This is a genomic window from Prochlorococcus marinus str. MIT 0912 (assembly GCF_027359595.1).
GTDB classification, from domain to species: Bacteria; Cyanobacteriota; Cyanobacteriia; order PCC-6307; family Cyanobiaceae; genus Prochlorococcus_B; species Prochlorococcus_B marinus_C.
Genome location: NZ_CP114783.1, coordinates 1733425 through 1752067, shown reverse-complemented (window position 1 = coordinate 1752067; position 18643 = coordinate 1733425). Strand labels below are relative to the sequence as shown.

General features: G+C 37.9%; 20 protein-coding genes and 2 tRNA genes. 8 read left to right on the top strand and 14 right to left on the bottom strand.

Features of this window, described 5'->3' with window-relative positions; translation table 11 throughout:
- Nucleotides 1–58: 58 nt before the first annotated feature.
- Nucleotides 59–1045, top strand: a complete 987-nt coding sequence (cysK, locus tag O5640_RS10010) for a cysteine synthase A (protein WP_269612325.1) — start codon at nt 59–61, stop codon at nt 1043–1045.
- On the opposite strand, the gene queA is transcribed toward cysK, so the two are convergent.
- The 5 genes from queA to lipB all read right to left on the bottom strand — a co-directional run bounded on the left by queA (nt 1037) and on the right by lipB (nt 7025).
- The gene (queA, locus tag O5640_RS10005) at nt 1037–2152 is read right to left on the bottom strand and encodes a tRNA preQ1(34) S-adenosylmethionine ribosyltransferase-isomerase QueA (RefSeq protein ID WP_269612324.1); all 1116 of its coding nucleotides are present in this window, start codon (nt 2150–2152) and stop codon (nt 1037–1039) included. The genes cysK and queA overlap by 9 nt on opposite strands.
- 53 nt (nt 2153–2205) lie before the next feature.
- The gene (locus tag O5640_RS10000) at nt 2206–3576 is read right to left on the bottom strand and encodes a dihydrolipoamide acetyltransferase family protein (protein ID WP_269612323.1); all 1371 of its coding nucleotides are present in this window, start codon (nt 3574–3576) and stop codon (nt 2206–2208) included.
- 190 nt (nt 3577–3766) lie between these two features.
- Complete coding sequence (locus O5640_RS09995; protein WP_011823206.1) at nt 3767–4201, bottom strand: YlqD family protein; 435 nt, start codon at nt 4199–4201, stop codon at nt 3767–3769.
- Nucleotides 4202–4281: 80 nt separating this feature from the next.
- The gene (locus tag O5640_RS09990; protein WP_269612322.1) at nt 4282–6255 is read right to left on the bottom strand and encodes an AMP-binding protein; all 1974 of its coding nucleotides are present in this window, start codon (nt 6253–6255) and stop codon (nt 4282–4284) included.
- Nucleotides 6256–6290: 35 nt separating this feature from the next.
- The gene (lipB, locus tag O5640_RS09985; protein WP_269612321.1) at nt 6291–7025 is read right to left on the bottom strand and encodes a lipoyl(octanoyl) transferase LipB; all 735 of its coding nucleotides are present in this window, start codon (nt 7023–7025) and stop codon (nt 6291–6293) included.
- Between lipB and hpf the strand changes: the two genes are divergently transcribed.
- From hpf to O5640_RS09965, 4 genes are all read left to right on the top strand, one after another.
- Nucleotides 7008–7592: a ribosome hibernation-promoting factor, HPF/YfiA family gene (gene hpf / locus O5640_RS09980; RefSeq protein ID WP_269612320.1), complete on the top strand. Its 585-nt coding sequence runs from the start codon at nt 7008–7010 to the stop codon at nt 7590–7592. The two genes, lipB and hpf, sit on opposite strands and share 18 nt — an antisense overlap.
- Before the next feature lie 14 nt (nt 7593–7606).
- A complete protein-coding gene (deoC, locus tag O5640_RS09975) occupies nt 7607–8290 on the top strand; it encodes a deoxyribose-phosphate aldolase (RefSeq protein WP_269612319.1) in 684 nt (227 codons plus the stop codon).
- On the top strand, nt 8290–9090 hold the full coding sequence (gene recO, locus O5640_RS09970; RefSeq protein WP_269612317.1) for a DNA repair protein RecO: 801 nt from the start codon (nt 8290–8292) through the stop codon (nt 9088–9090). Before deoC ends, recO begins: the two co-directional genes overlap by 1 nt.
- A 124-nt stretch (nt 9091–9214) precedes the next feature.
- The gene (locus O5640_RS09965) at nt 9215–10489 is read left to right on the top strand and encodes a glycosyltransferase family 4 protein (RefSeq protein WP_269612316.1); all 1275 of its coding nucleotides are present in this window, start codon (nt 9215–9217) and stop codon (nt 10487–10489) included.
- Here the strand turns inward: O5640_RS09965 and proC are convergent.
- The 6 genes from proC to der form a co-directional block, all read right to left on the bottom strand.
- Entirely contained in the window at nt 10380–11222 is an 843-nt protein-coding gene (proC, locus tag O5640_RS09960; RefSeq protein ID WP_269613850.1) for a pyrroline-5-carboxylate reductase, read from the bottom strand. The two genes, O5640_RS09965 and proC, sit on opposite strands and share 110 nt — an antisense overlap.
- A gap of 13 nt (nt 11223–11235) precedes the next feature.
- Nucleotides 11236–11811, bottom strand: coding sequence for a cell division protein SepF (locus O5640_RS09955; RefSeq protein WP_269612315.1), 576 nt, complete (start codon nt 11809–11811; stop codon nt 11236–11238).
- A 156-nt stretch (nt 11812–11967) separates the two neighbouring features.
- Nucleotides 11968–12615, bottom strand: a complete 648-nt coding sequence (locus tag O5640_RS09950; RefSeq protein ID WP_269612314.1) for a YggS family pyridoxal phosphate-dependent enzyme — start codon at nt 12613–12615, stop codon at nt 11968–11970.
- Between the two features lie 11 nt (nt 12616–12626).
- Nucleotides 12627–12893 (bottom strand): PipX family protein, encoded by a 267-nt coding sequence (locus O5640_RS09945; protein ID WP_269612313.1) that lies wholly within the window; start codon nt 12891–12893, stop codon nt 12627–12629.
- Between the two features lie 16 nt (nt 12894–12909).
- Nucleotides 12910–13824, bottom strand: coding sequence for an energy-coupling factor transporter transmembrane component T family protein (locus O5640_RS09940; protein ID WP_269612312.1), 915 nt, complete (start codon nt 13822–13824; stop codon nt 12910–12912).
- Between the two features lie 9 nt (nt 13825–13833).
- Complete coding sequence (gene der, locus O5640_RS09935; RefSeq protein ID WP_269612310.1) at nt 13834–15204, bottom strand: ribosome biogenesis GTPase Der; 1371 nt, start codon at nt 15202–15204, stop codon at nt 13834–13836.
- A gap of 327 nt (nt 15205–15531) precedes the next feature.
- Here der and dusB point away from each other — a divergent pair, with 327 nt between their 5' ends.
- Nucleotides 15532–16524, top strand: a complete 993-nt coding sequence (gene dusB, locus O5640_RS09930) for a tRNA dihydrouridine synthase DusB (RefSeq protein ID WP_269612309.1) — start codon at nt 15532–15534, stop codon at nt 16522–16524.
- A gap of 6 nt (nt 16525–16530) precedes the next feature.
- Here dusB and cobI read toward each other — a convergent pair whose 3' ends face one another.
- From cobI to aroQ, 3 genes are read right to left on the bottom strand one after another with little or no spacing between them, the layout of a single operon-like run.
- Nucleotides 16531–17259: a precorrin-2 C(20)-methyltransferase gene (gene cobI, locus O5640_RS09925; RefSeq protein WP_269612308.1), complete on the bottom strand. Its 729-nt coding sequence runs from the start codon at nt 17257–17259 to the stop codon at nt 16531–16533.
- Nucleotides 17260–17295: 36 nt separating this feature from the next.
- Nucleotides 17296–17910, bottom strand: a complete 615-nt coding sequence (locus O5640_RS09920) for a tRNA-(ms[2]io[6]A)-hydroxylase (protein ID WP_269612307.1) — start codon at nt 17908–17910, stop codon at nt 17296–17298.
- Between the two features lie 7 nt (nt 17911–17917).
- Entirely contained in the window at nt 17918–18355 is a 438-nt protein-coding gene (gene aroQ, locus O5640_RS09915; RefSeq protein ID WP_269612306.1) for a type II 3-dehydroquinate dehydratase, read from the bottom strand.
- Nucleotides 18356–18463: 108 nt separating this feature from the next.
- Here aroQ and O5640_RS09910 point away from each other — a divergent pair.
- Both O5640_RS09910 and O5640_RS09905 read left to right on the top strand, forming a co-directional pair.
- Nucleotides 18464–18545, top strand: a tRNA-Tyr gene (locus tag O5640_RS09910).
- An 11-nt stretch (nt 18546–18556) separates the two neighbouring features.
- Nucleotides 18557–18628 (top strand) — tRNA-Thr (locus O5640_RS09905).
- The last annotated feature ends 15 nt before the right edge of the window (nt 18629–18643 follow it).

Genomic DNA, 18643 nt, shown 5'->3' with positions numbered 1-18643 from the left:
CCAATCACCGAGATTTTTATATAGATTTAGAATATTAGTTAATTAAGTCATTTAAAAAATGTCCAGAATCTATGAAGACAATAGTTTTGCTATTGGTCATACACCATTAGTGAAGCTTAATTCGATTACAAAAAACGCAAAAGCAACAGTACTTGCAAAGATAGAAGGCCGTAACCCTGCCTACAGCGTCAAATGCAGAATTGGAGCGAATATGATCTGGGACGCTGAGAAGAAAGGTTTACTCAACAAAGATAAAGTCATTATTGAACCAACATCTGGAAATACTGGAATAGCCCTTGCTTATACTGCTGCTGCTCGAGGTTACAAATTAATCCTCACGATGCCTGAGTCCATGTCAATTGAACGTCGGAGGATGATGGCTGTTCTTGGTGCCGAATTAATACTTACGGAAGCAGCCAAAGGAATGCCTGGTGCAATAGCAAAAGCGAAGGAAATAGCAGATAGCGATCCTCAAAAATATTTCATGCCAGGACAATTTGATAATCCAGCTAATCCAGAAATACATTTCAAAACAACGGGTCCTGAAATCTGGGATGATACCGATGGTCAAATTGATGTTTTAGTCTCTGGCGTCGGGACAGGTGGAACAATCACAGGTGTTTCTCGTTTCATAAAGCAAGAAAAAAATCATTCATTATTATCTGTTGCCGTTGAGCCCACTCATAGCCCAGTAATAACACAAACTCTAAATGGAGAAGAAGTAAAACCCGGTCCTCACAAAATCCAAGGGATTGGAGCTGGGTTTATCCCAAAAAATCTTGACTTATCAGTAGTCGATAAAGTTGAGCAAGTCTCTAATGATGAGTCTATTGCGATGGCATTACGTTTGGCACAAGAAGAAGGTCTACTAGTTGGGATCTCATGTGGTGCCGCTGCAGCTGTGGCTTTAAGACTGGCCGAAAAAGAAGAGTTCTCAGGGAAGACAATCGTTGTAGTTCTACCTGATCTTGCCGAAAGATATATCTCATCCGTAATGTTTGAGAATGTTCCTACAGGCGTTATTAAAGAACCATCATTAGCTTGAATTTTGAGTTTGTATGACTGACTCCGGTGTTATCAACATCGCGTCTCCATAAGAGAAAAATCGATATTTGTTAGAGATAGCATGTTTATAAAGTTTCAACATACGTTTTCGACCAATTAGAGCGCTAACTAAAAGCAATAGGGAACTTTTAGGTAGGTGGAAGTTAGTGAGTAATCCATCAATAACGGAAAATTTAAATCCTGGTTTAATTACTAAATTCACTTTACCCTCATACGGCTTCAAAGTACCTCTTCCTGAAAGGTAAGCAGCTTCAAGGGCTCTCACACTTGTAGTGCCAACGGCAAAGACTTTTCCCCCTTCGTCCTTACAATTAGTTATCACTTTTGTGGTCTCTTCAGAGACCTCTATCCACTCACTATGTAAATGTAACTGAGATAAGTCTTCTTTATCTAATGGTCTAAAAGTTCCTAAGCCGACATGCAAAGTAATTTGTGCAATTCTAATGCCTGTGATTTTTAAAATCTCTATAAGTTCATCACTTAAATGTAAGCCCGCTGTGGGAGCAGCTATTGCTCCTGGCTTCGAGGCAAATCTAGTCTGATATCTTTCCTCATGCCCACTAGATTTATCCTTATCTATATAGGGAGGCAATGGGACTTCTCCACATAAATCAAGTAAATTTTCCATTTCGATCCAATTAGTAAACTCATTAGGAAATTGAATAATTCTTCCGCCTGTAATCTCGTCTTTATCAATAACCTTTAAACATAAAGAATCATTTGAAGACCTATCCAACCATAATTGATCACCTCTTCTCATACGTCTAGCAGGGCGACCTAAACAAATCCATTGGCCATTCCCCTTTGGTTCCATTAGCAACAGTTCACCTAAACCTCCTCCTGATAATCGAATTTTCAATCTTGCCTTAATCACCCGCGTATTATTGACAACCAAAAGGTCACCCTTCTTCAAAATTTCCTTAATGTCCCATACCTTTGCATGCACAAGATTTAAAGGCTCATCGATCCCATCTTTTACAATCATCAGTTTCGCATCATGCCTACTCTCGATAGGTGATTGAGCAATTAAGTCATTTGGTAAATCATAGTTATAGGAGCTTAAAAGATTATCTTTTTGGTCTAACACATCAAATCAGATTAAAATAAGAAAAAATCACTTGTGGTTCCACTAATTAAATCTCAAGATGAGAGACTATGAGAGTTCTTTTCGATTAAGTAAGCCAAATCCTTCAGGAACAATGCTCCATCAGCCCCATAGATCACTCTATGATCAGCGGTAAGATTTACCTGCATCTGTTTTTTGATTGAAATCGAGCCATCTTTAGAAGCAACCACTTTAGGCAAGGAAGCTCCAACCGCTAAAATTGCTCCAGTCCCTGGGGGCAGAATTGCATCAAAACGATCAACACCAAACATACCTAGATTAGAGAGTGTAAATGTACCACTGCTATATTCTTGAGGTTCTAATTGCTTATTCCTCGCACGCTTAACAAGATCCGCCCATTGAAGGGATAAATCAGCAAGGCTGGTCTTGTCAGCATTTTGCAACACTGGAGTTATCAACCCTCCATCCTCCATTGCGACTGCAACGGCTACATTTATTTGTGAAGGATATGCTATCCCCTCAGAACTAAAAGCTGCATTCACCTGGGGGTGCCTAGCGAGGCTTAAACCAACCGCTTTAGCAAGTAAAGCGGTCATAGTTACTCCATTAGGTTTAACTTGTTTATAAAAATCATCCAATTCATCAGTAAGAATTGAATATCCGACTCTGAAACAAGGTGTATTTAAGCTTTCCTCCATGTTCCGGTTTACAGCTTGTTGAAGAGTGTTGAATGCAATTGTTTCCCCTCTAGATCCAAAACTTTTCCCTGGAGCAGGTGGCTTACCAGAGTCAACAGATTTTTTTTCTATGCGAGGCACGTCAGAAACGATTTTCGCTGGAGCATTACTTTCTGCAATCCAAGGAACGCTTATGGGTTGCCCTTTTGCACTTTGAACATCTTCAGCTTGTATTCGTCCATGAGGTCCTGAGCCCCTAACAGTTGCCAAATCCACTCCCATTTGAGAAGCAAGTTTTTTAGCTCTTGGGGAAGCGACTATTCGACCATCATTTAAAAACTGATCCTGATTTACAGAGGATTCTGAAACAAGAGGTGCAGGAGATGCCTTTGTAACTACTGTTGCTTTAGGAGAGTCAACAGAGGCTTGTTTTTCTTGAACTTGAGGCGATGAACTCTCTTTTTCTTGATTACTTGATTGCGGGGAAGGAGAAGGTGCATTTGCTTGAGCCGCAGCGATCTCATCTTCTGTCTCAACGATCAATCCGATTGTCTCTCCAACAGGTGCAGAGCTGCCTGCAGGCATCACAATCGAAGCAAGAAAGCCATCTTGGAAAGACTCAACATCCATATCAGCTTTGTCTGACTCAACAACTAAAACTGACTCACCTCTTTCAACTTTATCTCCAGGTTTTTTTAGCCACTCAACTATTTTGCCCTCAGTCATAGTTGAACTTAAAGCAGGCATAAAGATGTCATGAGTGGCCATAATTTGTTCCTATTTCCTTTATGGAGAGTTTTTGGCAAGGCTTCAAAAATTTCTATCTAGAAGCTTTGCAAGTATCAATACATACCAATGTTAGTTCTACATGAGTGTCCTTACAACGATAGTTTTTTTTATGTGGATTTCTTCTTAATATCAAAAATTATTTTTGGACTAATTGTAGTTCAACCAAATTTCAATCTTGATCAATTGCCTCTACTACGCCATCTCTGACCAAAATACTCACACCCATTTTACTGACTAAGTTATCACCAACTTTTAAATCACAAAAGCTGTCAATTTGTCCTTGCTCGACGATTTGTTCCATCTCCAACTCACGAACTTGAGATTGCTGTGACAGAAGATTTCTTTTTTGTTCTTCAAATTCCGATCTCTTTGAAGCAACTTGGTTCTGAACTTGGGCGACTTGCTCTTGAACTCTTGGGTCAAGGGGATTAGAGCTCTGACGTCTAATACCATCAACAATTTGTTGTCCTTCTTTTTCTAATTCACCAAGTTGCTGATCTATTGCTGATATTGCATTACTTAATTCTCGCTCAGCCTCCTCTTTCCATGAAGGTGTTACAACTGCTCTTACAGTTATTGAACGTTTTATAGAAATTGAGTCCACCTGATCAATCAATAATAGTTCGACTCATAGAGTCTCAGTAAAAGACTGTATTGGTCAATTTAATTGGCCAAACAAACAAATTACAAACCATATATTTCATTTATAAGTTTCAAATCACGTTGGATAATTTTTTCACGTTTTTGCTTAAGAGTTTGCGTTAACAAGCCATTCTCTATTGTAAATGGCTCTACCAAGGCAATTGAAAATAATCTCTCTTCTCTTCTAGATCCCAGACGATTTGCCAGTGCTTGATTCATTTCCAATTTTAGAGATTGTCTTAATTCATAATTTTCAGGAGATATTCCAAGAACAACTTTTGAATTCACACCCCTTTCGGCAAGCCATTCTTTTACGTTATCAATTCTTGGAACAATCAAAGCAGCAAGATATTTTTGATCTTGCCCCAACAGCAAAGCCTGCTCTATCAATGGACTAGCAATCAAACATTCCTCCAAAGGTCCAGGCTCAATATTTTCTCCACTACTTAGCACAATCGTATCTTTTGCTCTTCCCGTCAGGATTAAGGATCCATCAGAAAGCAACATCCCTAAATCTCCAGTATTAAACCAGCCGGTTGCATCTAAAACCTTCTTCGATTCAGATCGTTTCCCTAAATAACCAGACATTATTTGAGGACCACGCGCAAGAACCAAACCTTTTTGACGCAGTTTTTTTATTTGGAATGTTTCAGGATCTACTATTTTTATCTCAGTCTCTGGTAAAGGTTGACCTGCACCTCCACGTATATTTCTCCAAGGCCTTCTACATGTAAGGACTGGACTAGTTTCTGTTAAGCCATAACCAACTAATAATTCAACACCTAAAGCTTCAAAGAAAGAATCAATATGCGGAGCAATTGCACCTCCACCACTAATTGGGAATCTCAATCTTCCTCCACAAATCTTGGTAAGAATTTTTGGCCACAAATAAATAGAAGAAATTCTATGAATTGGGTACCGCATCAGAATCTCTATGAAAGAGACAATTTGTTCAAAACTAGAAACACTCTCAATAGTTAAAAAATAAAGTTTTCTTCGAGCCAATTTATATGCCTTACTATTAGAAATCGCACTTTTTATCAAGGTCTTTCTCAGTCTCGGCATTTTATCAACAGCATCCTCAAACCCTAACTTTATTGACTCCCAAAGTCTTGGAACTGTTGCCATTACTATTGGCTTAACCATTGGCAAATCTTCCTTAAGATGCCTAATTGATGTATATGTTTGAGTACAACCACAAGAAAAAAAATAATATTCTGCACTACGTTCATATGAATGCCAAATTGGTAAGACACTTAATACAGGCGCACCCGGAGAAGGGTTCGCTACGCAAGCAAGAGACCTGATTTGATGTAATAAATTAGAATGTGTTAGTGGAACTCCTTTAGGTTTACCAGTCGTTCCAGAAGTATATAAAATGGTTGCTATTCTTTTTGGTTGCCTATCAATTATTTTCTCCTGTTTACTTACATTTTCTATATTCAATCCTTTCTTCAAAAAACTCTCCCATTCAAAAACGCCTTCACAAGCTTTACCCTCAAGTTGAAGAACAAATTTCAAACTATTGATTTGATCATCATTAAGCGAAAGTCTTTCCCATACATCGGAGTTTTGAACAATCAATCCAACCGCATTTGAGTCTTCAAGAATATATCTAAGTTCACTTGGTGGAGCAGTCGCACCTCTAACAGAGTCTGTTGCACCTATTCGCATAAGACCTTGATCGGCGATGAGCCATCTAGGACTATTTTCGGCAAAAAGAGCGACCACCTCATCAGGTTCTACTCCGACCTGAGAAAAAGCAGAGGCTGCCATAGAAATATTTTCTGCAAGTTCTTCATATGTAAAGCTTTCTGGGTGGAAAGTATGTGGTGAATCAACCGCCAACACCTCCCCTAACTGAACTTTTAATAGTTCCCAAATCTCGTCAACTTGAGTGATCTTATTAAGATGAGATCTTCTATTGATTGCTTGTTCCTCTTTCCTATTAGGGATCCAAAAAGCCAAAGCATCCTCAGAAGAAAATATATTTTTTTGTGAGTTAGTTTTTGTCATAGCCAAAAAATAATTTGTTATTTTTTTAGTGATATTTAAAGAGGTTGATTTATTTTTTCCCAGTTCAATTTAAAACGTCTTTTAACAGATTCCCTTAAAAGAGGCGTAACGTCACAGACTTTGATGCCAGGTATCCAATCACTCAATTTCCCTACTTTCACTTTATCTAGTCCACAAGGAATTATCTTTTCAAAACCAATTAGGTCACAATCTACATTTAGTGAAAATCCATGCTGAGTCACCCATCTCTTGCAACCAATTCCTATTGAACCAACCTTTTTATCTTCGCACCAAACTCCTGTTAAGCCATCTACCCTCTTTCCCTCTATTCCCAACAAGTCAAGAACATCAATCAGCACTTGCTCCAATTCTCTCAAATACCAAGATAAGTCTTTTTTGTGAAGACTTAAATTTAAAACTAGGTATCCAACGATCTGCCCAGGCATGTGATGCGTAACTTCACCTCCTCTCTCAATACTAAAAACTGGCAAAGGAGAATTATTTTCTTCGAACAACAAATTTTTTTTGTCGCTACCTCTACCCATTGTGAAACAAGAAAAATGTTCAAGAAGCCATACTGCTTGGGGTGAGAACGGTTCCTCAATAAGGTTTTTTTGAAAATCCTTCTGCCAACCTAAGGCAGTCTCAAATGGCACAATATTTTTAGGTTCAAAAAGAAAAGCGGAAGAAGATTGTGCAAGTTGAGGGGTTAGATCTAAGTTGCTATTAGGCCCTGACTCAGGCGAAACAGAATGAAGCTTCTTATCCATGGACGCAATCTTGAATTAACTCCATCACTTCGTGATTACACCAAAACAAAAATTGATAAGGCAACTCACAATTTCCAAGAAATGGTGCAAGAAGCTGATGTCCACCTCTCAGTCGCTCGAAATCCTCGCGTGCCACAACAGACAGCTGAGGTGACTGTCTTTGCAAACGGAACAGTAATAAGAGCCCAAGAAAGAAGTGAGAATCTTTATGCAAGCATCGACTTAGTAGCAAATAAACTTGCACGACAATTACGTAAGTACAAAGAGCGACATAACAGTCATAATGTTCATAATAATCAGTCAACAAAATCAGTCCAAAACGAAGAAACTCAAAATCTCTCTTCTTCAGATCATTCACTCATTGAAGGCAAAGAGCCACTTCTACCTAGCCCAGGAATAAGACGCAAATATTTCGAGATGGATCCCATGAGCATTGAACAGGCAAGAGTCCAATTAGACCTGATTGATCATGACTTTTATTTATTTAGGGAAGAAGAAGGATCAGCTTTGCGAGTTATATATAAGAGAAATCAAGGAGGCTATGGCGTAATCCAAGAAAAAATTTAAATACTTAAAGTCAAATGAGTAAAAACAGCTTGGAACAAGCACATGCCAATATTTCTAATGTGATTTATCAAGCAGTTTTAAATCCTCATTTCGATCAAGAAATGCTTGTTCAAATTTGTGATGCCTCCAAGCGAAATGGTTTTGCAGGTTTATGCACAAGTCTTTCCTTTCTAGGATCTGCACGTGAGAGGTTAGGTAGCCAAAGTGCTACAAAACTAATCTCAGTAATTGCCTTTCCTTTTGGGTTTATCCCAACTTTTAATAAACTAAAAGAAGCTGAGTATGCGATCGAGAATGGAGCGGAAGAATTAGATCTTGTTCCAAATTATTTAGCCTTAAAAGAAGGAAATGTCGAACTTTTTGGTGATGAAATAAATCAAATAAGTGAACTTGGTATTCCAGTAAGAGTGATAATTGATGCAAATACACTATTAAATTCTTCAAAACTTGCTTTAGCAATAGATGCTTTAATTGATGCTGGAGCAACCGGAATTCAAATAGGTAATGGTTTTGGTCCATCTATTACCAATAATCAAACTAATCATGTTGCAAAAATTGTTAAGAATCGCTGCTCAATTAAAACTGTTGGAGGTATTAAAACTTTGGGTCAAGCAATAGAAATCATTGAAGCAGGATCAACATATATTGGGACAAGTTTTGGGTTTGAAATTGCTCAAGAACAAAAAAGAAAGGAGTAATGAATTCAAATCAAAGAATGAAAGGACTGTCTTTAAAGGTTGGTCCTCTTGGTGAAAATGACAGGCTTTTAACCATACTTAGCGAAGAAAATGGAATATCTCGTCTTGCCATACCAGGAGCAAGAAAACCCAAAAGCAGACTTGGAGCAACCTCTCCTTTTAATTTTTTAGATTTAAACATCGTTGGCAAAAAAAATCTTAGGCGAGTTACACAAATAAAGATCCTTAAGAGTTATGGGAATCTTGGCAAAAGTATCGAAACTCTTTCAGCAGCACAAGCAATTTCAGAGCTGATTTTATTTATGGTTGGAAATGAAGATCCACAAAAAGATATACTTAAACTGGTTTTAATCCATTTAGATAGATTAAATGACTTACATAAAACAGAAGTCGATTCATTAACCGCTCTAGCAATAAGCGTTCAATCGTGTATACATTTATTGGCTTTAGGAGGATATTGCTTACCACTTCAAAACTGTTGTCATTCTGGCTCAAGGCTTATACCCCCTATTGGAGAATGGAGCTGGAAGTGCAGTTTTATTCCTGAAGAAGGTTTTGCGATTGGAACAATCCCTAATGCAAGCACTGAGCTGAATCCATCTGAACTGGCTTTACTTCAAAGACTTTTACAAGAAAAATTACCTTTTCACAGTAATGGAAAATTATTGGGTCCTAAAAAAGTCTGGTTAAAACTACTTAAAATTGTTGAAACCTGGATTGAAACTCATTTACAAAGAAGAATCACATCTCTTCAAATGATGAGAGAGGTAATAATTAGTAATGATCTAAATACTAAGTAGGAGCATACATATTTTTTAAATAATTAATAGTTAAGTATCTTATTTATAAATTATTTAATTATTAACAATAGTTTGAGAAGAAATATAAGCTAGCTGCTAATTTGAAATACCGGTTTTTTAGAGTTTGACCCATATCGCCTGGCTAGGCAAAAAAACCCCTTTTTGCGGGAACGTCTGTTACGGGCTTAGCACCACTGAAGAGCTTAGAGCAAGGGGATATCAAACAAGTTTTATTCACTTTGATAACCCAATGAGAGATGGGAATAATAAAACTTCCTTACTAGCAAATGATCCTGATGTAAGTCTTCCTTATTTAATTAAATCTCAAGTTTATACAATCCCTTCTTTAAATGCTCAAAGAGAACTTAGAGAATCTCTCTCAAGACTTAAACCTGATTTAGTTCATGCGAGCCTGACTCTCTCTCCATTAGATTTTCGACTACCTGAGCTTTGTCATCAACTTAATTTACCTTTGATCGCAACTTTTCACCCTGCTTTCGATTCAAAACTCAGAAATCTTACAGCCAATACACAGCAACTTACCTATCAACTTTATGCTCCATCATTAGCTAAGTATGACAAAGTAATTGTTTTTTCAGATTTGCAAGCGGAGGTTCTTGCAAAACTAGGAGTAAAAGAGAGCCGACTAGAAGTAATCCCTAATGGAATTGACATAAAAAAATGGAAGCCTCTTAAACCAAGCAATTCTCAAAGTGAGCTTCAACTTGAACTAAGAAAAAAACTTGGTGCTGAGAGAATATTTATCTATATGGGCAGAATAGCTTCTGAAAAAAATGTTGAAGCTTTACTACGTGCATGGAGATTTGTCCAACCTAATGGATGTCGACTAGTAATAGTAGGAGATGGGCCACTAAGGCCAACACTCGAAAATCATTCAATCTTTAATAAGGAAGATAATGTGGTTTGGTGGGGATACGAAGCCGATCAAAATAAAAGAGTCGCCCTTCTGCAAATTGCCGAGGTTTTTTTACTTCCAAGTCTTGTAGAGGGATTATCGATAGCCTTGCTCGAGGCTATGGCAACAGGAACTGCATGTATCGCGACAGATGCTGGAGCAGATGGAGAAGTGCTTAAAAACGGAGCAGGGATCATACTTAACACTGAGGGGGTTACTTCTCAATTAAGGACCCTTTTACCGGTTTTGCGTGATCAACCAGTACTTACCCACGAATTAGGAAGACGTGCGCGTTTGAGAGTAGAAGAAAAATATACACTTCAACAAAACATTGACTCACTTGAAACTCTCTATGCAAACATTCTTAGATCATCTAAGTCGAAACTTCTTCGGACAATAGACGACTCTTCTGAGCTGCCAAAACAACTGCTTCAATTAAGGCGGATCTCAAGCCCGCAAGTTCAAGGTGTCGAAGAGCACTAATTGTAGTACCGGCAGGAGAAGCAACCATATCTTTTAGTTGAGCAGGGTGTATTTTTTTTTCTCTTAGCAGAGAGGCAGTGCCTGAAAGGGTTTTGTGCGCTAATTGATTCGATAAATATCGTGGTAATCCTGCGGCAACAGCCCCATCAGCCATTGCTTCAACAACTAAAGCGATATATGCAGGTCCTGAAGAAGTTAGAGCCAAAAAGGAATCAAGTTTTTGCTCCTCTAACTCGTAAATTTCACTTATGGGTTCAAAAATCTTTCTAACAACTTCCTTTTGATCAATAGTAATATCATCTGGCCAGGCCAGGCCAGTAAGTCCTTGGCCGACAAGAGAAGGGGTATTTGGCACTGCTCTAACACATGTGTGTCCAGGGAAAGCTTTATTAAGACTTTTCAATGTTATTCCAGCCAACACTGAAATTAATAAAGGTTTAAGAGGCTGATCATTCGATTGGAATGATGAGACCGGTTCTTTAATTTGATTTAATTGTTGAGGTTTTACAGCCAATATCTTCAAAGGAGCTTTCCATACTTCTCTGGAGAAAGAATCTTCACTAGATACAACTTTCACTTCCTTTGGAAGATCATTCAAAGCAGATGAAATACTTGAGCTCCTACCAACAATTCCTAAAACATGTTGAGGATGGTATTCACCTCTCTTTAAAAGAGGTGAAATAATAGCCTTTGCCATACTGCCAAGACCAATTATCCCAATAGAAATTTCCAAACTATTCAATCATTCAAAGAGCTGTAGCTACCGTCTCCCCCCAAGCAGGCTCTGGAGCAGGAGAGGTTTCCTTAGAAATCAAATCAGTACCTTTATTACTCATACTTGAAGGAGAGGCTTCCTCTTGAAATGAATTGGTTACTGTTACGCAAGAAGGTGCGAAAAGGAAAATACTTTCTCCGACTCTTTCTTGATGTCCATCAATCGCAAAGGTTCCACCTGCGACAAAATCAACTGCTCTTTGAGCCTGATCAGGCTCCATCATTGTGAGATTTAAAATAACTGTTTTACGCTCCCTCAAAGCTTGGATCACTCTTGGCATTTCATCAAAGCTTCTAGGTTCCATCAAACTAACTTCAGAATCATTTGTTGAGATCCCAGGCATACCAATGACATTTGAAGAACTAAACCCACTCCTTCCATCAAAAGGGTTAGTCTGAGAAATGGTTGCCATTTCTCCACTTCCTTCTTTGTTGCCTCTATTAAAATTCTCAAAATCATCACTTGTTTCGTAATCGAGCTCATCAAAATCACTATCTAAAAAGTCATCGCCAGCGACGACAGCACGAAGACGGGAAATAAGCGACACCAGTTAATCCTCTCGGGATGATTTGTTAAAAAGTTGGATAAGCCAACAATCGATACATCTTCAACAATATGAAGGATGAACCATATACTTAAATAACGTTCCTTATCTTAAGGGGCAAGCTTTTTTATTAGTTTTTTCATATCTTCAACAATTTATCTAAATCTGACGTTTGCCAAACAAAATAGATCCCAATCGAATCCAAGTAGTACCAGCTTTAATAGCTTCTTGCCAATCGTTACTCATTCCCATCGAACAATCCTTTAATCCCAAATGATTAGCAAAATCCCTGCATTCACAAAATAAATCTTTTCTTTGATAGGAATTAAGAGCTATTGGTGGAATTGTCATTAGTCCAATCAAATTAATATTGTTCAAAGAAATAATCTTGGACCAACTTTTCAGAAGATCTTGTTTTAAAAATCCACCCTTGTTGGGATCATCTTTGAATTTTACTTGTAAAAATATATTCGGAGATTTTTGCTCTTCTTTTGAGATTCTCGAAATCCGTTCAAGAAGCGGCAAAGAATCAACAGAATGAATAAAGTCAAATTCTTTAATAACCCCTCTAACTTTATTTTTCTGCAATTTACCAACAAAATGCCATCTAATTTGCTTTAGATCATTCAGATCGCTTTTTTTTGGAATAGCCTCCTGCAAACGACTTTCTCCAAAATCCAACTGGCCATAACCATAAAGTTTACGTATCAATTCATGATCATGTCCCTTGCTCACAGCAAGTAAATTAGCCCCAAGGGGTAAAGAATCTTTAATGACCTTAAATTCATTAGAACAAAGCAAAATCAAGTCAAATAGAGTTACATAAAAGTTTGATTAAATAATTCTTGCCAAACGTCCAAATCAGAGGATTTTTCTCTTTTACATTTAGCTAAATGCATTTCTGAATAATGTCTAGCATCCATATATGGAATAACTTCAAAAGTTGCGCCCCGTGGTTGCAAAGTAACTAAAAAAAATATTTTCTGTGCATATAAAGTTGCATATACGTCTCTACCATTACTTGCTGGTGACACTAGATATAGCATTCCAAAAGTTGGATGATTTAGATAGCGCTCAGCGTTCAAATCTAATTTTTTTTAATTAAGACGTACCATACATACAACGTAAGCTAATAGCTATCAAAAGCCAAAAAATCGAACTTATATTAATCCACAAATATTTAGAATTAACAACAATGCAAGATCGTAGTTGTTTTGACGATAGCCAAAGCCCCTCCCTGGACATCAAAGAATCAGCCCCCTGTTCAGCCCTAAGCAATATATTTGACAATAGTCTTTCAGCTAAAGATACAAACAAACCCAATGAACTTTTAAGTCCCAATTTTCTAAAATCAATAGCCCTCACACCAATTGAACGAAATAAGTTTTGGAGTTCCTCTTGAACTAAAGGTAAAAATCGTAAAGCCAAAAGAAGTTGAAATGATAATTTTTCTAAGGGAAATCCCAATAAAGTTAAAGGCGAAAAAAACCATCTAATTGCCCATACAAGATCTTCAGGTGGTGTTGTAATTAACATCAAATTAACACTATGAATAACAGTAAAAATCAAGGTCGAAGTTTTAATACCTAATTCTGCAGAGCGACGATCGACAATCAACGGTCCTAATGCCCCCCCCCCTAAGTCAAATGGTCCCAATCTGAAAACCTCCCATGATCGAGTCAAAACAATTGTTCCTGGTATTTCATCAGGAGCTCTTATTGTCAAATCAAATGATGCTTCACTAGTAGGTAAAACCATCGATAAGGATCCAATAATCAAAGAGAAAACCAATAAAAACACCAGAGACCGCCACCAGATACGTTGAGGGAGAAAACTTAGAAATGTAATTAATAAAAGAACAAAGACTGTTGAAATCCTCCAAACGGAATTAGCTAAAATTGGCGTTAACAAAAACAAAAGGATCCATGAGAGCTTGATTCTAGGATCGATAACACGAAGCCAGCTAGATTTGCCTGAGACATATTGACCAATTGGAATCTTTTTTAGCCAATCCATAAATAATTACTAATTCTGACCCCCTTTCTGTTGGCGTGCCATATCTTTTTCGACATCGCGTTGCTGCTTCCCTCTCCAAAATAATTTTACAGGAGTCCCTTCAAACCCTAGTCCCTCTCTAATTTGTCTCTCAATATATCTTCGATATGTTTCGCCAAACAATTTAGGATCATTCACAAATAAAGTAAAGCTTGGAGGATTAATAGCTACTTGAGTACCGTAATAAAGACGACCTTGTTTTCCACCTCTCGTGGTAGGAGGACTTCTCCATTTCAATGCCTCTGTCAGCACCTCGTTAACTACTGAGGTGCTGACCCTTCTTCTATTCTGATCAACAGCCAACGTAGCTAATGCAAAAATGCCTTCTACTCTTTGCCCCGTAAGTGCAGATGTAAAGATCATCTCGGCCCAGTCAAGAAAATACAGTTTCGCACGAATGTCTTTTTCCATTGCAGACATGGTATGACTATCTTTCTCGATAGCATCCCATTTATTAATGGCAATCAAACAAGCTCTTCCTTCCTGCTCAATTCTACCTGCAAGTCTCTGATCTTGTTCTGTGACGCCATCCAAAGCATCTATAACCAATACACAAACATCACTTCTTTCTATTGCCTTAAAACTGCGATTAATACCAAAAAATTCAGGGCCATAATTAACACTTCTACGTCTACGTATTCCCGCCGTATCAACTAATTTCCATTGTTTTCCCTGATGAGTAATTCGAGTATCAATCGTATCTCGAGTCGTACCCCTAATCGAACTAACAATTGCTCTTGTCTCTCCACAAATAGAATTAAGAAGACTTGACTTGCCAACATTTGGCCTACCAATAATAGCTAATTGAACAGGAGAATCACTGACTTCATCTAAATCTTTTGAGGGAAACAAATTGACCACATGATCAAGCAGATCACCTGTCCCTACACCATGAATGGCAGAAATTGGATAGGGCTCACCAAGACCAAGCTTCCAAAACTCAGCAGCCATTGCTAAACCTTGTTCGGGTGATTCACATTTATTTACCACAACTATTGTTTGGCAAGAATGAGACCTTAAAAACTCCGCAATCGATTCATCAGCTGTAGTAACTCCCTCTTGGCCATCAACAATTACCAATGCAACTACGGCTTCTTCAAGCGCAAGATTAGCTTGCTCTCTAATTTCAGGGAGAAACTCACTATCGTCATCAAAAACCAGGCCTCCAGTATCCACAACTTTAAAGTCTCTATCCCTCCAAAATCCATCTTGATAAGTTCGATCTCTAGTTACCCCTGGCTCATCATGAACAATGGCTTCTCTGCTCTGACATAAGCGATTCACCAATGTAGATTTCCCAACATTTGGGCGTCCAATTATTGCGACTATTGGTAGCGCCAAATTTCTCTACCTTTCATAAGATTATTCACCCTTTATAGGTCAGAATCAAGATTAGTTCTTCATACTACAAGTATGAGCTAAGAGTTCAATTCCAAAATGAAATTTAGAAATCAAAGATCCCTAAAAAGATTGACCAAAAACAAAAGGGATTCATTAACTAACAAACCATCTTTAATAGCAATACTTCTGCTTTTGCTAGCTTTTCTTCAAGTACCAATTTCCTTAAAATCATCAATAAGTATTTTTTGCTTATTTTCAGAAACCAGTGAGACAAATAAAACTTTGTTTTTTTGTAATGACTGAGATAAATCCAAAGTTACTTTGAAGATGAAAGAGTTATCTCCAATTTTTTTATCAGGCAATGGGACTTCCAGATCTTTGGAGTGTCCGGTTATTCAGTCCCCACTTGCAGGTGTAAGCGATCAAATATTCAGGAAATTTGTTCGTAGATGGTCCCCAAAAGCTTTACTTTTTACCGAAATGGTAAATGCTAAAAGTCTGAAATTAGGTCATGGGGAGGAGAAAGTAATTGAACTTTCAGAAGAAAGTGGACCAATTGGCGTTCAACTTTTTGACCATAGACCAGATTCAATGATAGATGCTGCAATTAAAGCCGAGTCATCTGGTGCATTTCTTATAGATATAAATATGGGTTGCCCAGTAAAAAAAATTGCCAAGAAAGGAGGAGGAAGTGCTCTATTAAAAGAGCCAGAGCTTGCTCAGTTAATCGTCAAAAAGGTTTCAAAAGCTATATCAATTCCCTTAACAGTAAAAATAAGGTTGGGTTGGTGTGAAACCACAAGTGATCCAGTATCTTTTGCTTTAGGGCTACAGGAGGCTGGGGCACAACTAATAACTGTACATGGAAGGACGAGAAAGCAAGGGTTTTCTGGATGTGCCAACTGGGAAGCTATTTCAAAAATCAAAAAGTCAGTAGATATTCCTGTCATTGCTAATGGTGATATTAAAAACTCTCGAGATGCTATTGAATGCCTAGAGATTACTAATGCCGATGGAATAATGATAGGAAGAGCAAGTATGGGCGCTCCATGGCTTGTTGGGCAAATTGATGAAGAAATTAAAAATCAAAAAACTTTCAAACCACCTGACGCAAAGATGAAAGTCAGTTTATCTTTAGAGCACCTAAAATTGTTAGTTACGAAGAAAGGTGATCATGGCCTTTTGATTGCTAGGAAACATATGAATTGGACTTGTAGGGGGTTTCAAGGAGCATCTACTCTCCGCCATAAATTAGTTAGAGCAAGTACTCCAAAAGACGCAATAAAACTACTCGAAGATGAACTGATTAAATACAACTAAAAAGTTTTAAGGCATTCTCAACGGCCAACTTTGTCTAATCAACAATAAAGAGAAATAGGGCCTAGTCCCTGCCGGTAGATCAGATGCCCTGAGAATTTGTTGATCTGAAAATCCTATTCTTTCTGCGAATATAGATTTGTTTATTAGATTAAGTTCTTTAAGCAAAGGTTGGACCCATTCCCATTTTTTACCAAGTTTAAGCAAGACAACTACCCTTTTTTTAGACGCTGCATCAGACAAAACAACCTTCAGCTCCTCATATGAGTCTGGAACGGGTAATACAAGTAATTGTTCATCTTGAAAAGCAAGTGAAAACTTACTATTCGCGGCAGCTGCAGAAAAAGATGTAACTCCTGGAATTAATTTAACAGCACATTCTGGATGATATTTTTCTAACTCCTTTGAAAGATACGAGCCTGTCGAAAAAAGAGAGATATCTCCTTGCGCAAGGAAAACAACTCTTTCACCATTCCCAACCATCTTCATTAATTCATTCCCAGCAAATCGCCATGCACTTTTTAAAGTGTTCTGATCGTTAACCATGGGAAAATGTAAAGGCAATTTTTTTTTATCTTTGGTTATCCATTTTGAAGCAATTTTTTCAGCAAGGCTTTCTCCGCCCAAGGTAGATACAGGATAAGAAACAACTGTTGATTCTTGAATGGCCTCAACTGCTGCCAGAGTCAATAAAGATGGATCGCCCGGTCCTACGGCAGTAATAGTCAAAACTTTCATTTGATTGGGCAACTTCTGTCCACTTACAAAAGACAATTAACTATGCATCCTTGGCTGATGATGCATTTCAAGTAAAGCATCAGATTCAACCTTAGCTAATTCTTCTAACCTAGTAGTAAGAATATTTCGATCAAAACGTTCATCTGCCAACTTCCAATAAATTCCAAAATGCCTAGCCTCGCTTTTTAGTAGGTCAGCGTATAAATTACGAAGTTCAATATCAGGAGAATGTATAGACAATAATTTCATTCTTTCATGACTCCTTGCCTCAATAAGTCCAGCAACGAGAAAGCTATCCAACATTCGTAATGGTTCATCTTTGCAAATATTTTTGGCAAGAATAGCTCCATAGGGAGGAGAGGCTAATTTTTGAAGTTTTATTCCACGAGCATTTAAAATAAATAAAACCCTCTCAAAATGTTCAAGTTCCTCTCGTGCTAATGGACTTAGGACCTCTGACAGACCTGGTTCACTTACATAACGAAACATGAGTTGTAACGCTACTCCAGCAGCCTTTCTTTCACAATGTGCATGATCCAAAAGTATTTCCATTGGATTAGAAATTGCAAGATCTACCCAATCCTCAGTAGTCTCATTTATTAGCCAGCGAATCTTTGATTGCCCAACAAATTTAGATTTTGAATTATCCATAAGCACCTCACACTCGCTTTAAATAAGAAACCATACCTTGCAAAGCAAGTTGATAACTATTTGATCCAAATCCACAAACCAAACCCAATGCTTTATCTGAAAGGAATGATTTATGGCGAAATTCTTCTCTCGAATAAATATTACTTAAATGTATTTCAACAAAAGGAATAGCAACTCCTAATAAGGCATCTCTAAGAGCTATAGAGGTATGCGTATAAGCGCCTGCATTAATTAATATTCCGTCAATGGAACTAACACTATTTTGAATGCAATCAATCATCTCGCCTTCTGAATTACTTTGAAAGAATTTAAGCCTTACATCAAGTTCACTTGCAAAAGTCAATAACTCGTCTTGAATGTCTTCTAAAGTTTGCGAGCCATAAATAGAAGGTTCCCTTTTTCCGACAAGATTCAAATTCGGACCATTAATAAGTAAAAGATCCATATTGCTTACAAATTAAACATCTTTCACGATCGTATCCATTCCGACCTCAAAGGACCAACAAATTCGAGAAAAGTGGCACCATTTGCTGTTAATCTCACGTAGTGGATCGGGTCGGTGCCCGAGTGGTTAATGGGGGCGGACTGTAAATCCGCTGGCTACGCCTACGTTGGTTCAAATCCAACCCGGCCCATCTTTCCACAAGCCCTTGTAGCTCAGCGGTAGAGCACTCCCTTGGTAAGGGAGAGGTCTCGGGTTCAAGTCCCGACGAGGGCACTCAGACCCTCTACC